The 20,849-nt window shown below is 52.1% G+C and carries 17 protein-coding genes; 4 read left to right on the forward strand and 13 right to left on the reverse strand.

The genetic code is table 11. The features are described 5' to 3' along the window. The 4 genes from AC1DUO_RS20210 to AC1DUO_RS20225 form a co-directional block, all read right to left on the reverse strand. On the reverse strand, positions 1-837 hold an 837-nt coding region (locus tag AC1DUO_RS20210; RefSeq protein WP_477988475.1), incomplete at its 3' end, for a 4Fe-4S binding protein. Beyond that, positions 837-1,682 carry a dimethyl sulfoxide reductase anchor subunit family protein gene (locus AC1DUO_RS20215; protein WP_013578009.1) on the reverse strand — a complete coding sequence of 282 codons (846 nt, stop codon included), beginning with the start codon at positions 1,680-1,682 and terminating at the stop codon, positions 837-839. The genes AC1DUO_RS20215 and AC1DUO_RS20210, both read right to left, overlap by 1 nt. 2 nt (positions 1,683-1,684) lie before the next feature. After that, entirely contained in the window at positions 1,685-2,305 is a 621-nt protein-coding gene (locus AC1DUO_RS20220) for a DMSO/selenate family reductase complex B subunit (protein WP_013578008.1), read from the reverse strand. After that, positions 2,302-4,677 carry a DMSO/selenate family reductase complex A subunit gene (locus AC1DUO_RS20225; protein ID WP_013578007.1) on the reverse strand — a complete coding sequence of 792 codons (2,376 nt, stop codon included), beginning with the start codon at positions 4,675-4,677 and terminating at the stop codon, positions 2,302-2,304. The genes AC1DUO_RS20220 and AC1DUO_RS20225 overlap by 4 nt, the downstream gene beginning before the upstream one ends. A 348-nt stretch (positions 4,678-5,025) precedes the next feature. On the opposite strand from AC1DUO_RS20225, the gene AC1DUO_RS20230 reads away from it, so the two are divergent. Both AC1DUO_RS20230 and AC1DUO_RS20235 read left to right on the forward strand, forming a co-directional pair. Then, entirely contained in the window at positions 5,026-6,483 is a 1,458-nt protein-coding gene (locus tag AC1DUO_RS20230; RefSeq protein ID WP_013578006.1) for a sugar porter family MFS transporter, read from the forward strand. A gap of 175 nt (positions 6,484-6,658) precedes the next feature. Next, entirely contained in the window at positions 6,659-7,333 is a 675-nt protein-coding gene (locus tag AC1DUO_RS20235; protein WP_014416624.1) for a GntR family transcriptional regulator, read from the forward strand. A 155-nt stretch (positions 7,334-7,488) separates the two neighbouring features. On the opposite strand, the gene AC1DUO_RS20240 is transcribed toward AC1DUO_RS20235, so the two are convergent. The 8 genes from AC1DUO_RS20240 to AC1DUO_RS20275 all read right to left on the reverse strand — a co-directional run bounded on the left by AC1DUO_RS20240 (position 7,489) and on the right by AC1DUO_RS20275 (position 16,892). Then, positions 7,489-8,613, reverse strand: a complete 1,125-nt coding sequence (locus AC1DUO_RS20240; protein WP_037032718.1) for a GGDEF domain-containing protein — start codon at positions 8,611-8,613, stop codon at positions 7,489-7,491. 272 nt (positions 8,614-8,885) lie between these two features. Continuing rightward, the gene (locus AC1DUO_RS20245; RefSeq protein WP_119262364.1) at positions 8,886-10,145 is read right to left on the reverse strand and encodes an aspartate aminotransferase family protein; all 1,260 of its coding nucleotides are present in this window, start codon (positions 10,143-10,145) and stop codon (positions 8,886-8,888) included. 11 nt (positions 10,146-10,156) lie between these two features. Beyond that, a complete protein-coding gene (locus AC1DUO_RS20250) occupies positions 10,157-11,206 on the reverse strand; it encodes a phosphotransferase (RefSeq protein WP_119262365.1) in 1,050 nt (349 codons plus the stop codon). After that, entirely contained in the window at positions 11,199-11,942 is a 744-nt protein-coding gene (locus tag AC1DUO_RS20255) for an SDR family NAD(P)-dependent oxidoreductase (RefSeq protein ID WP_014416620.1), read from the reverse strand. The genes AC1DUO_RS20250 and AC1DUO_RS20255 overlap by 8 nt, the downstream gene beginning before the upstream one ends. Positions 11,943-12,030: 88 nt before the next feature. Then, positions 12,031-12,858, reverse strand: a complete 828-nt coding sequence (locus AC1DUO_RS20260) for an ABC transporter permease (RefSeq protein WP_014416619.1) — start codon at positions 12,856-12,858, stop codon at positions 12,031-12,033. 23 nt (positions 12,859-12,881) lie between these two features. After that, positions 12,882-14,147: an ABC transporter permease gene (locus AC1DUO_RS20265; RefSeq protein ID WP_013577999.1), complete on the reverse strand. Its 1,266-nt coding sequence runs from the start codon at positions 14,145-14,147 to the stop codon at positions 12,882-12,884. A gap of 170 nt (positions 14,148-14,317) precedes the next feature. After that, positions 14,318-15,346 carry an ABC transporter substrate-binding protein gene (locus AC1DUO_RS20270; protein ID WP_013577998.1) on the reverse strand — a complete coding sequence of 343 codons (1,029 nt, stop codon included), beginning with the start codon at positions 15,344-15,346 and terminating at the stop codon, positions 14,318-14,320. A 277-nt stretch (positions 15,347-15,623) separates the two neighbouring features. Then, positions 15,624-16,892 (reverse strand): 4-aminobutyrate--2-oxoglutarate transaminase, encoded by a 1,269-nt coding sequence (locus tag AC1DUO_RS20275; protein WP_119262366.1) that lies wholly within the window; start codon positions 16,890-16,892, stop codon positions 15,624-15,626. A 146-nt stretch (positions 16,893-17,038) separates the two neighbouring features. On the opposite strand from AC1DUO_RS20275, the gene pdxR reads away from it, so the two are divergent. After that, a complete protein-coding gene (gene pdxR, locus AC1DUO_RS20280) occupies positions 17,039-18,595 on the forward strand; it encodes a MocR-like pyridoxine biosynthesis transcription factor PdxR (protein ID WP_119262367.1) in 1,557 nt (518 codons plus the stop codon). Positions 18,596-18,845: 250 nt separating this feature from the next. Next, positions 18,846-19,931 (forward strand): ABC transporter ATP-binding protein, encoded by a 1,086-nt coding sequence (locus AC1DUO_RS20285; RefSeq protein ID WP_013577995.1) that lies wholly within the window; start codon positions 18,846-18,848, stop codon positions 19,929-19,931. A gap of 703 nt (positions 19,932-20,634) precedes the next feature. Here the strand turns inward: AC1DUO_RS20285 and AC1DUO_RS20290 are convergent. Continuing rightward, positions 20,635-20,849, reverse strand: a 215-nt coding sequence (locus AC1DUO_RS20290; RefSeq protein ID WP_477988484.1) for a hypothetical protein, incomplete at its 5' end; no start/stop codon positions are given.

A 20,849-nucleotide genomic window follows, 5' to 3' on the forward strand; every position in this document is an offset into this window, starting at 1 on the left:
TTCATTATCCTGCGCAGACCAGGCGGGAAATATGCAGCCACACACCCGGCATTGTGCTTGTTCAAGCCTGGAAACGGTTAACGTACTTTCACTGTTTTCACGCGCGGATACGGAGATAGCGCCATCAAAGCACACCGCCTCGCAGTTGCCACAACCGGTACATTTCAAAGGATCCAGCGTTAATGCCAGATTATCCAGGCGGATGGCTTGTTCGGGACAGACACGGCTACAGGCGCCGCAGAGTACGCAACGGTGTTTATCGAGATCAACGTGATATTCACTGATCTGTGTAAAACGGGCGCGCCTGAACCGACGCCCGACAGGTACGTTACCGGCAGAAGCGCCTTCGTTTTTAAGATGCAACCACCGGCGGCGTGAACCGTTCATCGTTTGCCGGGACGGTGGCACAATATTCCACAGCGGTTCCTGCATTCGTTTCAGGCGAACATTCAGCGTGGCGATGGCCTTAAACCAGCCAGCCGCGCTTTCCGCTTTCATCTCAACAAAACGGATGCCGTATTCGCTGTGCCACATCAGCAATTCTTCAGTACAGGGCGCAACGCGAGTCAGCGGCATCACCAGCCGGTCAGCGCGATAATGCCTTTGCGGCGGTGCAATGCCCTCCGGCGCACCGGTGGGGCAGTTAAAAAGACAATAACCGCAGCCGATACAGGCCTGCGGATCCATCTCTATCATGCCTTCTTCATTGAGCGTAACGGCCCCTGTCGGGCAAACATCTGCACAGGCCACGCAGCGGCTATTTTTCACCGTATTGCGCACGCATGCCCGTCCGGCGCACATCATGCGCGGACTGGCATGAAGCGAAAACACACGCATCAGTGAATGCTGAAGAAGTTAAAACGCAGCATGATTTCTGCCAGTAACACCGTCGTCCCGCCCGTCACCAGCAGTAAGCGGCCAATACGGTGCGTTTGCAGGCTGCACGCCGTGATAATCGTGCCTACAGTCAGTATCACCCACGCCATCAACCGCAACCTGCCGGACTGAGCGAAAGCCACCAGCGGCTGATGCGGGAACGTCACCGCATCGCGGCTCACACCGTTAAGATACTCAAGATACACCGGCTGTTCCAGCAGGCGCGCCAGCGTAACGACGATCAGCGCGCCACCGCAGATAACCGAGATCCTCCTCGCCTGTTTCCAGGGCAGCCACGGGCAGCGGGAAAGCCGCCACAGCGCGGTGATGGCCCCCAGACTCAGCGCGGTTGCGTAAAACATCACGTAAGTATTGATGTGCATCCAGGTCGCGACAGACGCATGGACGTAAATCGCGCTCATGCAGAAGAGATCAATCAGGCCCAAAAGAGAAGCGAGCAGCATAAGAGAAGTCGCGACGCGTTTTGCTACCAGCCCAATCAGCGTGGTCAACCCCAGAATACCGAGATAAAGACTGGCGAAAACGATTTCCCGGCTCAGCCAGGAACTGCTGATATGACTCAGCGCATGAAAGGCATTCAGCGGATAGCCCAGATGCGCGGTTGAAGCGACAAGGCCCAGCGCACCGGCGACAAAAGCCAGCAACATGGCAGGTACTGCAACGCGCCATTTTTCCTGCGTATTCAGGCTGTCAGCGGCATACATCAGGATAAATGTGGTGAAAAGCGTGCTGCCTACGGAAAGCTGGATCAGCAACGTAAAGACGATCAGTGGCCATTCCTGCATGATTATTGACTCCCTTTTTCTGCACCCTGGTGCGGTTTGATGACCAGATTGGGGTGAGTGAGCGCTGAATCTGGCAATCCCTGAACATCACAGAGGCTGCCGTATTTCGTCCGTAATTCATCGATCGGACCAAATTTGATCGCACCTAACGGACAGGTTGAGACGCATACCGGCTGCTGACCGCTTGCCTGCAAATCGACACAGAAATCACATTTCGACATCTGACCGGTCTGCGTATTCAGTTGAGGAGCACCGTACGGGCAAGACCACGCACAGTATCCGCAACCGACGCATTTATCGGTATTCACCCGCACAATGCCGTCACCAGGACGTTTATGCATGGCCGTGGTCGGGCAATTTTTAGTACAAACCGGGTCTTTGCAGTGATTGCAGGAAATAGACAGCGTATAGGCGTACACGTTGTTGATCATTCCGCCCATGCCTGTGGGGATGAAACCGCCCCCTTTGATTTCATAGATACGGCGAAAACGCCTGCCCACTTCAAGATTGTTTTTATCTTTGCAGGCAACCTGACAGGCTTTACAGCCGGAACAACGTGAGGAATCGATAAAGAAGCCGAGCTGGCGGGCGCTGACCGGTGGATAATCAATAAACTGGCTCATGCCTTAACAACCTCCACAAGCATGGTTTGATGGGAATTCCCTTTCGCCAGCGCGGTAATACGCGCCGAACTGAGTACGTTGGCGCAACCGCCGTGATCGACACCGCTGGCATCCGGCTGCCACCAGGCACCAGCCTGCATCGCCACCACACCGGGCATAATCCGCTGAGTCACTTCCGCCGGAATTTGCGTCACACCACGGTCATTGTGAATACGTACGCTGTCGCCCTGCGCGATACCGCGCCGTTGGGCATCCAGCGGATTGATCCACAGTTTTTGTGTCTGCACTTCCTGCAACCACGGGTTGGCATACTGCGTCGAGTTCGCCCGGTTTTTGCCTTTCCAGGTAATCAGCTGCAACGGGAATCGCGCCGAAAGTGCATCCTCCGGCCCTTCGTGAGCGGACACATAGTGCGATAACGCCGGGATTTCCGGGTGATTCATGTCATAAAGCCTGCGCGAGAAAATCTCGATTTTGCCGGAAGGTGTCTGGAAAGGATGGTTTTTCGGGTCGCGGATATTATCTTCAAACGCCACATGCGGCGCGCTTTTGAAAAGATGTCGGCGGGTGACCTGCAATTGTTCAAAGGTCGGCAGTTCCTCCTGCGGAATCGCCTGACGGGTTTTCTCCCAGATGTGGACAATCCATTCTTTCTCCGTACGCCCCTGACTGAATTCCTGTTCGACGCCCAGTTTTGCTGCCACCTCGCGTAACCAGTCGTAATCCGACCGGCTTTCAAATGGGGGTTCAATCAGTTTTTCAGACAACATCAGATAATTGCCGGTGCCCCAGGTTTCACCGATATTCCAGCGTTCCATAAAGCTGGTTTCCGGCAGCAGCAGATCGACATATTTAGCGCTTGGCGTGAGGTAAAGATCGCTGGCAACAATGAATTCAATTTTCGATTCATCTTCGAGCACCTTTACGGCCTGATGGATATCCGGGTTCTGGTTAGCCAGATAATTACCCGCGAGAGAGAAAAGAATGCGGATATTGCTGTCGAGTTTTTCCCCGCCGGTCAGCCCGTCCTTTGGTGTGACAAGGCTCGCGTCATCGGCTGCCTGTACCCAGTTCATCACCGAGATTTTTTGTTTCACCGGATTGTCCGGCATCTCCGGCCCCGTGGTGAATTTACGGTTGCCAATGCCGCCGTAACCGCCCGCCCAGCCACCTTTGACCCCGACATTCCCGGTTATGGTGGCCAGCAGCGTCGAGCCGCGCGCGGTACGTTCGCCACAATTATGCCGCTGTGGCCCCCAGCCCTGGATCAGTGCGGCAGGTTTGGTTGTTGCATACTCTCTGGCCAGCCGGCGGATGGTCTGAGCCGGAACATGGGTGATCACTTCCGCCCATTCTGGCGTTTTTTTCACGCCATCTTTAGCACCTGTCAGATACGCCATCAGCGATTCGTTCGGCGGCACGCCTTCCGGCATTGAGCTTTCATCAAATCCGAGCGTATAGCGCTCAATGAAGGCTTTATCGTGCAGATTTTCGCTGACGATGACGTACATCATCGCATCCATAAGCGCGTTATCTGTTGAAGGGCGCAGCGGGATCCATTCATCCGCCAGCGAAGAAGCGGTATCTGAATAGCGCGGATCTACCACAATGAAGCGCGTGCCGTTTTGCTTCATCTGCTGAAAATAGTGATTGGTGTGACCAAAAATGGTTTCAGTCGGATTATGCCCCCACAGGATCACCAGCGGCGTATCTGCCAGCGTATCCAGCGTGTTACCGCTCGCCGCCGTGCCGTAGGTGTAGGGCGTCGCCGCCGCCGTATTTCCCATACTGACAGAATGGTAGGAACTGAGATGACCGCCGGTCAGATTCAATAACCGGCGGGCCATAGTATCGCCGGAGAAGGCACCGCCGCTGACTGCGGTCCCGACATGCACGTAGCGCGATGACGGGCCGTATTTTGCAGTAATACGTTGCAGATTTTCAGCGATAAGCGTCGTCGCCTCATCCCAGCTTATCCGGACAAATTTGCCTTCACCGCGTTTGCCAACGCGCTTCATCGGATATTTCAGACGATCAGGATGATAGACAAACTTCCGGTAACTCCGTCCACGGACACAGGCACGCATCACCGGCATGGCAGGGTCAAGTTCTGCATCAGGCCGCGTGGTAATTTGAATAACTGCGCCGTCCTGAACATGCGCCCGGATATCACATTTTCCACCGCAGTCAAACGTACTACATGTCGCCACCACGTTGACCGGAGATGGCGCTAATCCTGAAGGGGTAACAGAAGATTTATCGACGGCATGACTGAATTTGAATCCGGCCAGAGGAAGCGCAGCCACCATGCTGCTGACCTTGACGAAATCACGCCGGGTAATATTTGAAATTATGTCACATTTATTTTTCATAACATTGGCTCAAAAAGGAAAAGATCTTCCCACGCTTAACTCAAATTATTCCTTGTGGGATATCAAACCAATGCGCGCTGTGACTCACTTTTAGGTAAGAATAGAGGCCTCATCATCGTTTGATGGAGCCTGACATTTTTGATGTTTATTTGTTAAGCCTTACTAATCACTTTTACGAATATCTCGTCACAAAAAAGTAATATTTCCCCCGTTAAATTCAGCGCCACCAGCCTTCGTTTCCCTTCATTTTTCCCGTTTCCTTTCAATATCCGGATTATGCGTTAGATTTATAATGTGTGACATGAGTCACACAAAAACCATAAGAAAAGTAATGATTAGGGAGCATCTGTGAGTGAGAAAATAAACAGTGGCGGTCGGGATGATGCGGCGAAAGCCTCGCAACCGACCGAACCGCTGGTGAAAGTAATTGCCTTTATTGCCACCCTGGGTGGCTTACTTTTTGGCTACGATACCGGGGTGATTGCCGGTGCTTTGCTGTTCATGAAGCACGATCTGCATCTGACATCGTTAACAACCGGGATGGTCACCAGCTTCCTGATACTGGGTTCGGCTGTGGGTGCAGTCTGTGCTGGTCGCGTGGCTGACCGTTTCGGGCGTAAGAAAGTCATTCTGGTGATGGCACTGATCTTTATGGCCGGTTCGCTCGGTTGTGCCACGGCGCCCAACGTCGTGATAATGATTATCTGCCGGTTTATTCTGGGGCTGGCAGTCGGTGGCGCGGCAGCGATTGTGCCCATCTATATCGCGGAAATCGTCCCCTCTCATCGCCGCTGGCAGTTCGTTACATTACAGGAACTGATGATCGTCTCCGGCCAGCTGATTGCGTATACCAGTAATGCGGCCATCAACGAAGTGTGGGGTGGCGAAACCACCTGGCGCTGGATGCTGGGTGTCGCCTGCGTTCCGGCGGTGGTGTTGTGGGTCGGGATGCTTTTCCTGCCTGATACTCCGCGCTGGTATGCCATGCACGGCCGCTATCGCGAAGCGCGTGACGTGCTGGAGCGTACCCGTAAGGCAGGCAGAGTAGAGAAAGAGCTGAGCGAGATCCGCAGTTCCATGAGTTCCAAAAGCGAGAAGCATTCCCGCCGCCAGAAGACTATCTCCGTGTGGATGAAACGTCTGGTGTTTCTGGGGATTGGTATCGCCATGCTGCAACAACTCTCCGGCGTGAATACCATTATGTTCTACGCACCGACCATGTTGCAGGCCACGGGGTTAAGCACTAATGCGTCTCTGATGGCGACTATCGCCAACGGGGTCATCTCAGTGATCATGACGTTTGTGGGCATCATGCTGCTCAGCCGTTTCGGGCGCCGTCCGCTGCTGCTGACCGGTCAGATCGGCTGTACCCTGACGCTGCTTGCCATCGGATTAGTCACCTGGCTGATGCCGGAAACTGTCAACGGTCATCCCGATGCGGTTCGCAGCTATCTGGTACTTGGCGGTATGCTGATTTTCCTGTGCTTCCAGCAGGGCGCGTTGTCGCCTGTTACCTGGCTGCTGCTGTCGGAAATGTTCCCGATGCGCATCCGCGGCATGGCTAACGGCGTATCGGTATTTGCCATGCAGATGACCAACTTCTCCATCGCCTTTATGTTCCCGATCATGCTGGAGTCTATCGGGCTGACGATGTCATTCTTCTGCTTTGCCGCCATCGGTGTCGCAGGCGGAATATTTGCCATTATCTTTGCGCCTGAAACGCAGGGTAAAACGTTAGAACAGATTGAGAAACACTTTAAAAAGCACTTGCAGGATGACCCTGCTCCGCAGGAAGCAGGAAGTTAAGCTGGTCATGTAATAACCCTGCCTGGTCAGCATGATATCTGGCCAGGCAGTCGCTTCAAAAGAAAGAAAAGGCTGCCCCCGCCATCCTCACATTTGATGCATCATGTTGTATAATCGTTTTCCACGGCCTCTTCCCAACTCCGGGTATGCGCACTCTCATTGCTACGGTGAACTTTTGAATTATCCCATCAACTCAATTAATCACGCCTATCTGGGCAGCAGCGTTTACGCCACCTTGCGCGAGGCACTGATTACCGGCCGCCTGAAACCTAATGATCGTTTACGTATCCGCGAACTGGCCGAACAGGTGGGTACCAGTGTCACGCCGGTGCGGGATGCGATTTTACAGCTGGCCAAAGAACAGGCGCTGGAAATGCGTACCCCGAAAGACATCCGCGTACCGCAGCTCGATGAACAGCAATATCAGGAAATTCGCACCTTACGGCTGGAACTGGAAGGTCTCGGGGCGGAGAAAGCAGCGCAATCGGTAACGGAATATGAGTTGCAACGGATTACGCAGAATATTAAAGATAACCGCAAAGCCATCAGCAGCGAAGATTTGCCCGAAGCACTGCGCCTCAACAGCGAGTTCCATCTGATGCTGTCACAAAGTGCGCGGATGCCCCTTTTAAGCAATTTCATCGACAGTTTATGGATGCGCACCGGCCCGCTGATTGCACAGGCTTATGCTCATTTCTCACAACGTATGGCCATTGAACATCACGAAGAGATTTTGATTGCACTGCGTAAAGGCGACGGCGCAACCGCCAGGCGTGCCATTCAGGAAGATATTCTCGACGGCAGCCAGAAGATGGTCGAGTTTCTGACCGTGAGTCGCGAAGTCCTGTAGCGTGCGTGCTAACGTATGCGCTGAGAAAAAAGGGTATTCAGGGGGTCTGAGATTATCTCGCAGAGTCTGTTTAATGTATTAAGTGAAATATCACTTATTTGACATATAGAGGAAAACATCAGCCAGTAGTAACTGGCATACTGTAACAACAGAAATTACCTGAGGATATCATTTTCAAAAACAACTTCATTTCTCTGACGCTTTGCCAGATAGAGATTCGTATCGGCTTTAGAAATGATTTCTTGTAATGTAGCATTCTGTTTCTCACACTGAGAGATACCGATACTTACTGATAAAGATAAATCATCAAGTTTTAAACTCTTCACTGAATGACGGATCCTGTTTGCGATTAATAATGCATCTGCAGGTGTGGTATCTTTAAGTATAACGATAAATTCATCGCCTCCCACCCTGCCAACAAAGTCAGTTCCACGTAAGCTCTTAAGTATTGTTTCAGCAATCAGAGAAATAGCCGTATCACCTTTGGCATGGCCATAGGTGTTATTCACGTCTCTTAAATGATCAAGGTCGATCACTAAAACACTAAAAGGCACATTATTTTTCTTGGATTTTTCTAATTCGTAACTTGCTTTCGCGTAAAATGCCTCCCTTCGTAAACATCCTGTTAATCCATCTTTAGATGCATATTCATTGAGGACCCGGAGATATCCTCCTGCTATTAATGACAGTAAATAGCTAATAACCATCGATAAAATGATAATAATTAATGCAGGCCAGACGTTCGAAAAATTCATTATAGATTTCGAGAAAGCGGGTTTCCCCAGAATGGAGTATTTACGTATTTTAACCCCGACTAAACTGTAGCCTTTATCATGCAAGGGTAAAATAGAAATGATGGTATTCTCATCAGCAAACCTTCCGATAGCAAATCCACGATTAGCACACACTTTATTTAATACAACGGGAATATTATGAGGCTGTATTTTTTTGACTGAAGTTAAAAACTCTCGGATTTTGGCGTTACATTCTTGCGGATTTCCTGACTTAGAGAACAGTAAAGTCTTAACTTGCACCTCAGTGTATTGTGAAGGATTCCTGATATAGTTTCCTGCTGAGATATCTCCTTGCAAATTATCTGAATCATAAAAGCTGCCCATATTTTGAATGTTATTAATATTGCCTTTCCACTCCTGAACATCCTGGCTGTACAATAAAGGAAAAATAATAAGTGAAGAGACCACACCACCAAATAAAACAAATGAAACAGGTTTTGTAAGTAACGGGAGTAATACTACCCACTTCCAACTTGAATAAATCATTCTTTACTCCCTGAGTAACCATCACATTCTTAATACATTCAAGTAATTTATAATTCCCTCATGTGATTTTAAAATACCACTCACCAGGTCTTCAACAAAGATCTTTTTGATAAAGAGTTAACTCTGTTTTTGTTATGAATTGACTAAGATTTTTAAATCGCTACATTCAAGACCCGACATTCAGTACCTCATCAGCTAAAGGCGCATACATTACGCGGATAGCCGATGTTCCAGAATTCTATAGCACATTCGGTTTCGCAAATGTGCGTTCCTTATCCCGGCATCTCCGCCAGCACGCTTGTCAGTGTTTGCAGCAACAGCGTCGCGTGTTCCGGCTGGAAGACCAGCGGCGGGCGAATTTTCAGGACATTCGCCGCCGGTCCCGTAGCACTAATCAAAACCTGTTTCTGGCGCATTTCATTGACGATAAATGCCGCCAGTTCCGGCGCAGGCGTATTGCGCTGATCGCTCACCAGTTCCACACCGATAAACAAACCGTCGCCGCGTACATCGCCGATGACCGGATAACGTTGCGCCAGTTTTTGTAGCCCTTCACGCAAGATTGCGCCGGTCATCTGCGCGTTCTGCTGCAACTCTTCACGACGCAAAATCTGTAAAACGGCATGCGCGGCGCGGCAGGAAACCGGGTTACCGCCGAAAGTATTGAAATAGCGCTGACGGCGGCCAAATTCCGCGAACAGTTCCGGTCTGCCGACCAGCCCGGCGACCGGATGACCGTTACCCATCGGTTTGCCCAGACTGACCAGGTCAGGCGTTACGCCGTAGCGGGCGAATCCCCAGCGCTGGCTGCCGGTACGGCCAAAACCGGGCTGCACTTCGTCTGCGATAAATAATCCACCTGCCGCACGCACCAGCCCGACGGCGCGCTGCATGTCCAGCGGGTCCGGGCTGAATACACCATCACTGGAGAAAATCGTGTCCACTAACAGCGCCGCCGGTTTCACGCCCGCGTGTTTCATTTCTTCCAGCGCGCGCTCCACGCCCGCAGAGAATACGCCGGGATGGCGGAACGTGTCCGGCGCATCAGTCAGCCAGACATTTTTGCCTTGCTCAAACCCGTCACCAAGCGAGGGGGAAAGTTCTGCCAGCGCGCTGGTCACACCGTGATACGCCCAGCTCGTCACAATAACGCCCTGCCCGCCGGTAATTTGTCGTGCGACACGCAGCGCCAGATCGTTGGCTTCGCTGCCGGTGCAGGTCATGGTCAGGTTGCGCAGCTCAGGAGGAAACTCGGTCAGGAAATCTTCAGCAAATTCGACAATCGCATCATTCAGATAACGCGTGTGTGTATTGAGTTGCGCGGCCTGCGTGGTGATGGCTTCAACCACCGCCGGATGGCAATGACCGACAGACGCAACATTATTGTAAGCATCCAGATAGCGCCGCCCTTCGCTGTCATATAACCAGACGCCTTCGCCGCGCACCACATGCAGCGGTTCCTGATAAAACAGCCGGTAACCGCCGCCAAGAAATTGCTGACGACCTTCTAAAACCTGTTTCGGAGTGAGCATATAACGGCCTCTTATTTCTGTTCAAACGCGCATGACTGACGAAATATCAGGTCAGTCTGCGAAAACGGCAGCGCCATCAGACGCGATAAACTTCCCCATGCATGCACCTGATTACGCAAAATATAATCACGGTTTTGCGGATACAGCACCGCACGATGCTGGGCAATCAGCAGACTCAGCGCCAGTCGTGACGCCACCAGTTCCGGTAAAACATCCAGCTCGGCACCGGTGAGTTGCAAACGCGCGGTATACGCAGCAATCATCGGACGGCAATAGAGGAAAAGATCGTCGCCGTCGCTATCGAGCTGATAAGCCAGGGCGGTAGCCAGTTCGTTAATCAGGGGCGCGTGAAGGGCGTCACCGAAATCAATAATGCCCGCGAGACGCTGCGGATCAGCGCTGTTTACCAGAACGTTATGGGCATTCAGGTCATTGTGGATCACTTGTCTGCGCAACCGCTGGCTGGCCGGAACCACTTTTTGCCGGTGGGTTTCCAGCACGCGGGTAATGGTGCGGCGCTGCTCAGGGTCAGTGAGTTGCGTTAACCAGCCCTCGAGGCGTGACATGTCGCTGATGTCCCACAGCAGATCACGCTGTGCGCCGGGATGGTTAAAATCGCTCAGCGCGATATCCAGCCGTGCCAGCGTGTCGCCAATTTCCCGCATCAGCACCGCTGAACGCGACACCTGATATTGCGCGATACCGGGCAGATAACTGACGGCACGCAGTGTCAGCATTTGTCCGTCAACCGTCACCTGCGGCGTAAGTTCACCGTGGCGACTTTCCTGCAACCGAGGCACCGGCAACTGGCTGTCGCGTATCGCCAGATGGCTGAGAATGGCGGTCTGGAAAGCCACTTCTGCGGGCACTTCCGCCGGATTAACAAACCGCAACATGTAAGCGTGGCCAGGCCCCGTGGTCAGGCAAAAATTGCTGTCGCGTTCGCCGCCCAGCACCTCCGCTTTGCCTTCCAGCCCGTAAACCTGCGCAGCAATATTTTCTGCCTGCGACCTGCTGACACGCGGTACCTCCGTGGTGAGCAATGACGGCGCTTCAGACATGCTGACCGCCGTTCACATGTATTTCAGCGCCGTTCACGTAAGAAGCGCCCGATGTGCACAGAAAATGGATCAGTGAAGCGACTTCTTCAGCCTTACCCAGTCGCTGCAACGGCACGCTGCGCTCGACAATTTCCTGCGTGCCCGGCGAGAGGATCGCGGTATCAATTTCCCCCGGCGCAATGGCATTTACCCGTATGCCGTGCGGGCCGAATTCGTGTGCCATTTCGCGGGTCAGCGTCGAAAGCGCCGCTTTAGAACAGGCATAGGCCACACCGGCAAACGGATGCACTTTGCTGCCCGCAATCGAGGTTACGTTGATAATGCTGCCCTGCGCGGTTTTCAGTTCATCAAATAATCCGGTTGCCAGAATGGCGGTTGAAAACAGGTTGACGTTAAACACCTGCAACCAGGTGGCGTAATCACTGTCGAGCACACCGAGACGGCCACCGGTGGGGGTTTTCGGTGAAATACCCGCGTTATCGACCAGCGCATCCAGCCGCCCGCCGAGGCGTTCTTTGATCATCGGCAGGGCTTTCTGCACGCTGTCGATGTCTTCCAGATCCAGGTGAATATGATTGAGAAATCCCTCTGCCCACGGACATTCATCCACCCAGTTCTGCCGCGATGCGGTGAAAATCCGCCACCCCGCAGCATAGAAATGTTTGACTGTCGCGTGACCAATGCCACGGCTTGCGCCGGTCAGCAAAAGCGTTTTTTTCTGAGTTGTGTCAGTCATGAGAAATGGCTCCCGTTACTTTTGATATTTGATGCATCAGGAATAATCAAAAAAAGAGAACCTGTAAAGTCCTCTGATGAATTTAACGTCAGTGTGTTGTCGGCGAATGACGCAGGCGTTCGCCACGGCGGCGCAGCAGTTCCATCACCAGCAGCAAAATCAGCGATGCACCGACCATCAGCGACGCCGCCGCCGCAATGGTCGGGTCGAGGTTTTCACGAATACCGGCAAACATCTGGATAGGCAGCGTGCGCTGACGCGGGCTGGCAAGAAATAACGTCACCACCACTTCGTCGAATGACGCCGCAAACGCAAACAGCGCTCCTGAGAAAACACCCGGCGCAATCAGCGGCAGCGTAACTTTACGGAATACGGTCCACGGCGACGCGCCGAGGCTGGCGGCGGCGCGGGATAAATTGCGGTCGTAATTTTTGAGTATCGCCACTACCGTGATCACCACAAACGGCACGCCAAGTAATGCATGTGCCAGCACCAGCCCGAGATAACTGTTGAGCAGCGATACGCGGGCAAAGAAGAAGAACATGCCAACGGCGATAATCACTACCGGCGCGATCATCGGCGAAATCAGAATGGCCATCACCAGTGATTTACCGCGAAATTCACCGCGCACCAGCCCGACCGCAGCCAGAACGCCGAGAAGAGTGGCGAGCAAAGTCGCCAGTGGCGCAATCAGCAGGCTGTTACCCAGTGAACTCAGCCATTCATTGGAATGGAAAAACGTCTGATACCAGCGCAGCGAAAACCCTGTCAGCGGATAGCTGAGAAACGAACCGGCGTTAAATGACAGCGGCACGATGATCAACACCGGCACAATCAGAAACAGCAGGACCGCCGCACTGTAGAAATTAAAACACCAGCGCCATAACCGCAGGATTAACGCCCCTTTTTGTCTCATTGCGTGTTTCATCTTCGGGCTCCTTAATGCGCTGCAATTTCAGCTTTAGTGCGCGTAACGCGGATGTAAACGATGTACAGCAGCACCACAATCACCAGCAACTGACTGCCCAGCGCTGCGGCCATGCCCCAGTTCATGGTCGTATTGGTAAAGAACGCCACGAAGTAACTGACCATCTGATCGCCCGGACCGCCCAGCAACGCAGGCGTGATGTAGTAACCAATCGCCATCATAAACACCAGCAATGCACCGGCCGTGACACCCGCGTAGGTTTGCGGCACGTACACCCGCCAGAAGGCGGAGAAAGGATGCGCACCCAGTGAAATCGCGGCGCGAACATAATTAGGTGAAATGCTTTTCATCACCGCATATAAAGGAAGGACGATAAACGGCAGCATGATGTGCGTCATCGAGATATAAACGCCGAGGCGGTTGAACACCATCACCAGCGGGTGATCGATAATGCCGGTGGAAAGTAACGCCCGGTTAATCAGGCCGCCCGATTGCAACAGCACAATCCAGCTGGCCGTGCGGACAATCAACGACGTCCAGAACGGCAGTAACACCAGAATCATCAGCAAATTCGCGCGTCCGGAAGGTTGTTTTGCCAGCCAGTACGCCAGCGGATAACCCAGCACGACGCAGCAAATCGTCACCACCAGCGCCATCCACAATGTGCGCAGCAGCACGTTGACGTACAGCGCCTGATCCGGTGGCAGTGCGACAATTTTGCCGGTATCCACGTCTACCTTCCGGTCGAACGCCGACAATAAATAGAGAGAAGTCACCGGCCCCGAAGCACGTTGCAGCGTCTGCCAGGTGCTGAGTTCACCCCACAGCGGCATGCTCTGGATTAACGGTTCACGGATCGCGCCCCCTCCCGCGGGTACTTGACGTAATGTGCCAGTGATCAGGCTGCGGTAACGGTTATCTTCGTAGCTTAAACGCTTGGCAATGGTTGCCATCTGACCGCTGCTGCGGGCATGACGCAAATCGGTGACCAGTGCAGTAAACGTCGCTTCATCCGGCACGGTTTTGCCGTCCCAGTGTGCAAGCTGCGCCACAGTTTCCGGCAGGGTTGCGCCCAGTTCCGGATTAGTCACACTCTTGCCCAGAATGGACGCAATCGGGAACAGAAAACTGACAATAACAAACAGCAACAGCGGCGCGATCAGCAATAAAGAACGACGCGTATACGCCGCTTCCACTTTACGCAGACGCTGACGCAATGTTGGCCCTTCTGCTGATCCCTCCGTCACCGGTGTGGTCAACATTTCGGTTTGACTCATGTTTTTCTCCCGCTGCGAGGTTTTTATGCTTTTATCGGGCTCACAGCCCAAAATCATTCGAGTTGCAGCAAGGCGGCGAACGAGACGGATCCCCGGGAGCATACTTGAGTATGTGACCGGGGTTCACGAGTGAAGCCAGCGCAGGTGCAGCTTGAAGGATGAAGGGCCGACTACTTAGAAGACCAGGCGTTGAACCGTTGCTCGAGATCTTCACCATGCTCAATCCAGAAGTGAGTATCTACCTGCAAAGCGCCTGCCAGGTTTTTCTCAGCGGTTGGCAGATTCTGAGCATATTTCGCGTCTATCATGCCGGTGACCGACTTCTCGGTCGGGCCATAGGGGATGGTTTCGGCAAAGACTTTCTGGTTTTCAGGTTTGTTGGCGAAGGCTATAAACTGTTCGGCCAGATCTTTGTGTTTGGAACCTTTGACAATGGCCCAGCTGTCGAGGTCGTAGAGACTGTTGTCCCAGACCATTTTGAAATCGTGGCCTTCACCTTGCGCGGCGCTGACGCGGCCATTATACGCAGAGGTCATGACCACATCGCCGGACACCAGCCATTGCAACGGCTGTGCACCGGATTCCCACCACTGAATGTTCGGTTTGATCTGATCAAGTTTTTTGAAAGCACGTTCAACGCCCGCAGGGGTTGCCAGAACTTTGTAAATATCTTCACGTTTCACACCGTCTGCCAGTAAGGCGATTTCCAGCGTGAATTTGGCGCTCTTGCGCAGTGCGCGTTTGCCCGGAAAATCTTTCACGTCCCAGAAGTCGGCCCAACTGGTTGGCGCTTTTTTCAGTTTACTGGCGTCATAAGTCAGCACGGTTGACCACAGGAAGATGCCCGCACCACATTCGGTGACCGCGCCCGGCACGTACTGCGTTTTGTCGCCCAGCTTGTTCCAGTCCAGCGGTTCGAACAGCCCTTCATCACAGCCGCGGATAAGCTCCGGGCTTTCCACTTCCACGACGTCCCAGCCAACCTGTTTGGTTTCAACCATGGCACGGATGCGCGCCATTTCGCCATTGTATTCTCCTGGCTCAATCGTGCCTTTTCCTGCTGCCGCAAAAGGTTTGTAAAATGCTTTGTCCTGGGCGTCCTTATTCAGGCCACCAAAAGAAATCACGGTCAGGGATTCCGCCTGAGCCTGAAACACCAAACCTGCAAGAAGCGTGGTAAGGGCTATTTTCTTGAACATGCTGTGACTCCTGGGTTAACGAAAAAGTAAGGAAAAACGCTAAGAGAACGGCATTGTTAAAAATATGATGCATCATATTTTATAATGAAGCATAAACCATGCCATTCCGGTTGAGTCCATCCGCCACGCACAGAACGGCGGGCGGACAGGGATTGAAGAGGCGTTATGTGATTTTTTTATGCCTCATGACACTCAGTTTCTTATTATTGGCACTGCTTTCGTGCATCTGTGCACTCTGTCTGAACGGCTAATCACTCAGCCCGATGCGCAGGTTTCCTCAGTCAGTCAGCACACGGGACAAAATTGCCAGGGCTTCTTTAAACTGCACATCAGGAATGGTCAGCGGATAAAGGAAACGGATCACGTTGCCATGCACACCGCAACTGAGCATCAGCAATCCGGCGTCCAGCGCTTTGCGCAGATACTGTTTGGTCAGTTCAGAAGAAGGTTTTCCGGTCACGGGATCGTTAAATTCGGCCGCCACCATTGAACCACGCGCACGGACATCCACCAGTGCCGCACAATTCGCTTTGGCTTTCCCGAGTACTTCAGTCAGCTCTGCACCGAGACGATTTGCGCGCTCGCACAATTTTTCTTCTTCGATGATATCCAGCACTGCCAGCGCAGAGGCCACGGCCAGCGGATTACCCGCGTAAGTACCGCCAAGGCCGCCCGGCTCCGGTGCGTCCATCAGCCCGGCGCGCCCGGTTACGCCCGAGATCGGCAAACCGCCGCCGAGGCTTTTCGCCATCGTGACGATGTCCGGTTTGGCATCGGGATAGTATTCTGACGCGAACATTTTACCGGTACGCGCAAAGCCGCTCTGTACTTCGTCGGCAATCATCACGATGCCGTGACGGTCACAGATTTCGCGCAGCCCTTTCACGAAATCTTCCGGCGCGATATTGAAACCGCCCTCGCCTTGTACCGGCTCATACAGGATCGCAGCAATCTGCTGCGGCGCGATATCGCTGCGAAAAATACGTTCAATACTGTCGAGTGCCATTTCAGTGGTGACACCGTGAACGGCGTTGGGATATTGGGCGTGGAAGACCGAGGCCGGGAACGGCCCGAAGCCCACTTTGTAAGGCACTACTTTGCCGGTCAACGCCATGGTCAGCAGCGTGCGGCCATGAAATGCACCGGAGAAAGTGATGATGCCCGGGCGACCGGTGGCGGAGCGGGCAATTTTCACCGCGTTTTCGACAGCTTCCGCGCCGGTACTGAAGAAAGTGGTTTTCGCTTTGCCGCTCACCGGAGAAATCGCGTTGATGCGTTCAGCCAGATTCACAAAGCTGGCATAAGGCACAATCTGGTAGGAAGTGTGTGTGAACAGGTCGAGCTGGTTGCGGATGGCTTCAACGATTTTCGGGTGACGATGTCCGGTGTTCAGAACCGCAATCCCGGCAGTGAAATCGATGTATTCCCGCCCGTGTTCATCCCACAGCGTGGCATTTTCTGCTTTTGCCGCATAGAAATCACACATGACACCTACACCACGCGGCGTCGCTTCTTTACGGCGTTTTTCCAGTTCACTGTGACTCATCTTTCGCTCCTGCCTTCAGGTTGATGTTTTATAGATTGCCGGTTGCGAGATGAACAATTTGTCGAATTAGCAATCTGTACTTGTTTTTTATCCCGCCAGCGGCTCTATAATCCAGAACCAGTTTCATTTATTTTGAGGATCCACTTTTGCGCTCATTGCTTTCAGACCTCATTTTGCAACGTCTCACTGAGCTTTCAGATGCCCGGCCCGGCACGCTGAACAAGCGGGTTTATCAGGCATTACAACAGGCTATATTTGATGGCAGTATTGCGCCTGGCAGCCGCTTGCCCGCCTCAAGAGACCTTGCCAAAGAGCTGGATATTTCGCGCAACACGGTGCTGGCTGCCTACGAGCAGTTGCAGGCCGAAGGCTACATTCAGACCCGCACCGGAAGCGGAACCTTCGTTCCTGCAGATTTACCGAAAGACGGCGTGATCGCCGATAAAATACCTCCGCGCTGCGCACCGGTTCGCAGCCATGTGTCACTTTCCAAGCGCGGTTCTCAACTGCTGACGCGTACCGGCGTTGCCTCGCATCAGTGGGGCGCGTTTATGCCGGGGGTACCGGACGTCACAAAATTTCCGCATGACATCTGGCGTAAGTTGCAGAACCGTCTGAGCCGTCGTCTGCCGCCCGAATTCCTCACCTACTCCCGCCATGGTGGCTGCCCGCAACTGCAACATGCGCTGGCAGATTATTTGCGTATAGCGCGTTCTGTTGACTGCACGGCAGATCAGATCCTGATCACCGCCGGCACCCACCAGGCGCTGGATTTGCTGGCGAAAATGCTCTGTGACCCGGGCGATGTTGCCTGGATTGAGGAACCGAGCTACTGGGGAATACGCAATGTGCTGACCATCAACGGCGTGGATATTCAGCCGGTGCCGGTGGATGAAAACGGGCTGAACCCGCCCGACAGCCCGCCACAGGACCGCGCACCTAAGCTGATATGCGTGACACCGTCACATCACTATCCGCTCGGTTCAGTGATGAGCCTGGCCCGACGGCAAAAAATTCTTGCCATCGCCAGCCAGCAAGGTAGCTGGGTAGTGGAAGATGATTACGACAGCGAATTTCGCTATTCGGGCAGTCCGATCCCCGCGTTGCAGGGACTGAGCAGCGATGCGCCGGTGATTTACATCGGTACATTCAGTAAAACATTGTATCCGGCAATGCGGATAAGTTATGTCGTCCTGCCGCGTCCGCTGGCCTCGCGCCTCAAAATTGCGCACTCCGAGTTGTACCGTGCCGGTAACGGACTGACGCAACTTACGCTTGCGGAATTTATTCGCGAAGGGCATTACGCCGCCCACATCCGCCGGATGCGATTGCTTTACGGCAGACGACGTAATGCCCTGATACGGCTTATCGGACAGGAACTCGGTCCGGAATTCCTGTGTGAAAACAGCAATGCCGGTTTGCATCTGATTTTGTCACTGCCTGATTCGATTGATGATGTGGCGCTGAGCGCAGAGCTGGAGCAGAAAAAAATTCTCACACGCCCGCTGTCGGCATATTACCTGCGCCCTGCCCCGCGGCGCGGGCTTTTGCTCGGTTACGGTTGCGTTCCTGAAGAAGAAATTGAAACGGCTTTCGGGCACATCGTGGAGTGTTTGCGACACAGGCTGCAAGCCGGTGGTGCAATCCCGGGGTCTGACCATAGGCTGCTGACCCTGCAAGGTGATTTGCCTGATCCTGCGTAAAACACAGATCTTACTGCTAGCAATAAACTCTTTTAAAATAAAAATAACAATAAGATTCATAAGCCTGCGAGATTTCTCTCAGGCTTATTTTTTGTGTTATTTTGTCAAAAAATGCTTGTTAGCGTCAGAAGCGGATGGTAAAGATTTTTAATAACGCCAGACAAACAATCCTTCTGAGGATGTTTTATGCACAAATTGTGCCGTGTCGCGTCATCCCATTTTCGATAATTTTATTTGCGGAGTGCCTGTGATGAGAACGTATGTCAGCTTCAAAAATATCAAAAAGAGTTACGACGGGGACAAGCTGGTAGTCAAAAACCTCAACCTTGATGTGCACGAAGGAGAATTTCTGACGCTGTTGGGCCCTTCCGGTTCCGGCAAAACCACCAGTCTGATGATGCTTGCAGGTTTTGAAACGCCTACCCAGGGTGAAATCTTATTACGCGATAAACCTCTGCATAATTTGCCACCACATCAGCGAGATATCGGCATGGTGTTCCAGAACTATGCGCTTTTCCCTCACATGACCGTGGCGGAAAATCTGGCATTTCCACTGACCATTCGACGGCTTAATAAATCTGATATCAAAGAGAAAGTTGACCGCATTCTGGACATGGTCAAACTCAAATCTCTGGCTGACCGCTACCCTGCCCAAATGTCGGGCGGTCAGCAGCAACGTGTTGCGCTAGCCCGCGCACTGGTGTTTGAACCTAAGCTGGTGCTGATGGACGAACCCCTTGGTGCGCTGGATAAACAATTGCGCGAACATATGCAGATGGAAATTAAGCAACTTCATAAAATGTTGGATCTGACGATTGTTTATGTGACGCATGACCAGAGCGAAGCAATGACGATGTCTGACCGTGTTGCGGTGTTCAATGATGGTGTGATCCAGCAGATGGACAGCCCGAATGTGATTTATGAAAAACCGGATAATGCATTCGTGGCTCAGTTCATCGGCGAGAATAACAGCCTGCTGGCCACCAACAATGCTGCCGAAGGCGACTATTACCGCGCATCACTCGATGACGGCACTCAACTGCGTGCAGTAAAAATTCGCCCAAGCTCGCCGGGCAAAAAGATTTTGCTCTCTATTCGCCCTGAGCGTATTCACGTAAATAATCCGCAACCCGGAATGGAACAGGTGAAGGCAAGAATTCAGCAATTCATTTATCTGGGTGATCACGTACGCATGATGACGGAAGTGGCCGGTCAGGATAATTTCATGGTCAAACTTTCTGCAGCAGCCATGAAACCGGAGTGGCAACCCGGCGCTGAAGTGCTACTTTCCTGGCAACCTGAACATCTCCGGGCACTTGATGTTGTCACGCATTAATCACCTGATTGTATGATTGTATGATTGTATGATTGTATGATTGTTGAATCCTAAGATTCTTTATCTTGGGATTCAATGATTACCAGATGTCAGGATTCACCATACCTATATTCTACTATCTCCTCATCTTGCACTCTCAGAATCCTGAAATCCCTGCATCTTCGAATCCGGTGATTTGCTATTCCCACTATCTTTTAATCCCAATATCTCTGAATCATTTGTACAGGTGAATGACCAATCATAATCTCAGGATTCTATCGAGACACTAACCACATGGTATCCTGCAATCGAAGATCCCCCACAGAATCCTGTAATCATACAATCCTCAATAGGAATCTCAGGATTATGTAATCCTTTAATATAATCCTGTAATCACAGAATCATAACATTAAATAAAATCACTATAACTGACTTAACTGCATGTAAAACATCAAATAATCATTAAATCCTGTAATCCTACCTGTGGTTTTAATCCTGAAATCCTGTAATCACATAAGCATCCTGGCATTCCAGGATTCTCTCAATTACCTCTCATGATAGCCAGGCAGCAGTGTGTTTAATTAATGTAATCCTGAAATCCTATAATCTTAACGAGGATTCTATTATCCTGTAATCATAGAATACCTGGAGGCTGGTACAGGATAATCTGAGCCCGTCTTTCATCCTAAGATAGCAGCCTTGCAGGATTTAGAGATTCCAGGATTCAAAGATATTTAGCAGCTGGTTCATGATAATCACAGGATTCCAATACTTCCAGGATTAAGAGATTATGTCCAGTTGAATGAAATCCTGAGACTGGAAAAATCCTGTAATCAAACAATCCTGCCACTCCTGAAATCACGAAATCCGAAGATGGTGAGATGGTGAGATGGTGAGATGGTGAGATGGTGAGATGGTGAGATGGTGAGATGGTGAGAT

The sequence above is a fragment of the Rahnella sp. P4_A8 genome (genome assembly GCF_056402435.1).

Excerpts from the sequence above, each read along its gene's own strand:
- AC1DUO_RS20225 (WP_013578007.1), bottom strand. The coding sequence starts at position 4,677 with ATGAAAAATAAATGTGACATAATTTCAAATATTACCCGGCGTGATTTC.
- AC1DUO_RS20250 (WP_119262365.1), bottom strand. The coding sequence starts at position 11,206 with ATGTCTGAAGCGCCGTCATTGCTCACCACGGAGGTACCGCGTGTCAGC.
- AC1DUO_RS20240 (WP_037032718.1), bottom strand. The coding sequence starts at position 8,613 with ATGATTTATTCAAGTTGGAAGTGGGTAGTATTACTCCCGTTACTTACA.
- AC1DUO_RS20245 (WP_119262364.1), bottom strand. The coding sequence starts at position 10,145 with ATGCTCACTCCGAAACAGGTTTTAGAAGGTCGTCAGCAATTTCTTGGC.
- AC1DUO_RS20270 (WP_013577998.1), bottom strand. The coding sequence starts at position 15,346 with ATGTTCAAGAAAATAGCCCTTACCACGCTTCTTGCAGGTTTGGTGTTT.
- AC1DUO_RS20265 (WP_013577999.1), bottom strand. The coding sequence starts at position 14,147 with ATGAGTCAAACCGAAATGTTGACCACACCGGTGACGGAGGGATCAGCA.
- AC1DUO_RS20215 (WP_013578009.1), bottom strand. The coding sequence starts at position 1,682 with ATGCAGGAATGGCCACTGATCGTCTTTACGTTGCTGATCCAGCTTTCC.
- AC1DUO_RS20260 (WP_014416619.1), bottom strand. The coding sequence starts at position 12,858 with ATGAGACAAAAAGGGGCGTTAATCCTGCGGTTATGGCGCTGGTGTTTT.
- AC1DUO_RS20220 (WP_013578008.1), bottom strand. The coding sequence starts at position 2,305 with ATGAGCCAGTTTATTGATTATCCACCGGTCAGCGCCCGCCAGCTCGGC.
- AC1DUO_RS20285 (WP_013577995.1), top strand. The coding sequence starts at position 18,846 with ATGAGAACGTATGTCAGCTTCAAAAATATCAAAAAGAGTTACGACGGG.
- AC1DUO_RS20275 (WP_119262366.1), bottom strand. The coding sequence starts at position 16,892 with ATGAGTCACAGTGAACTGGAAAAACGCCGTAAAGAAGCGACGCCGCGT.
- AC1DUO_RS20255 (WP_014416620.1), bottom strand. The coding sequence starts at position 11,942 with ATGACTGACACAACTCAGAAAAAAACGCTTTTGCTGACCGGCGCAAGC.